Genomic DNA, 940 nt, shown 5'->3' with positions numbered 1-940 from the left:
TAACGTTGCGCATTTCTGACGTCCAAACGGCTTAAGGACCGTAGGTTCGGGTCGTCAGACTTAGCCGGTTGAATGTGTCGCCTGAATAATCTTCTTCGATATCCCTCTTGGCGACCAAGGAGCGCCAGCGACGAAGTAGAAATGCTTTGTTATATGATGGGGTCGCCATCTTCGACCTACTACCAAGCAATCTCTTTAACGTTGGGTTCCATGTATTTTCCGGTTGACTCAATATTAGTTTCGCCTATCCACTTATATATGTTTTCGGCTGCAACTGAAGGATAAGTATCTGAGTCAGGCGAACCTCCTCTAGTTATCAATCTTCCTGGATGAACTGCGCTTACCATAATATTTTCATTTTTTAGCTCTTGACTAAGGCAGATTGTTAACATGTTTTGTGCAGCTTTTGCCATTCGGTAAGAATACGAAAATCCCATTCCATTGAATTCACCTGATGCCACCCTACTTAGAGAACCAAGTCTAGAAGATATATTTATTATTTTAGGGCTTTCTGAATTGCGCAAATACTTTATACTGCCTTTTACTGCTCGAATAGGCCCAAGACAGTGAATATTGAACAAGTTATTTACCTCATCTGTGTCTACTTCCTCAATTAAGCTACCCCTACCCGAAATCCCAGCGTTGTTAATTAAAATATCTATTGATGTAGTTATTTCTTTTAAGGAATTGTCGATTTTGTATATAGAATCGTCTGTATTCAAATCTGAAATAATTGGGTAACAATTTATTGTGAACTCTTGTATTAAAAGCTCTGCAGATTCTCTAGTTCTAACTAAAGGATAAACAATGCTTCCTGAATTAATATAAACTTTTAGTAATTCATAGCCCAAACCACGATTTGCACCTGTAATAAGGATTTTCTTCATCGATATACCTCCTGCTATTTCTATTGCGTCCCTTTCATATAACGTTGCGCATT

General features: G+C 38.4%; 1 protein-coding gene. It reads right to left on the bottom strand.

Features of this window, described 5'->3' with window-relative positions; translation table 11 throughout:
* Positions 1-179: 179 nt before the first annotated feature.
* On the bottom strand, positions 180-887 hold the full coding sequence (locus tag AC1D69_RS25015) for an SDR family NAD(P)-dependent oxidoreductase (RefSeq protein WP_495458814.1): 708 nt from the start codon (positions 885-887) through the stop codon (positions 180-182).
* Between the last annotated feature and the right edge of the window lie 53 nt (positions 888-940).

This window comes from Paenibacillus sp. Y301 (assembly GCF_059445505.1).
This window is presented reverse-complemented; position numbering and strand designations above follow the sequence as displayed.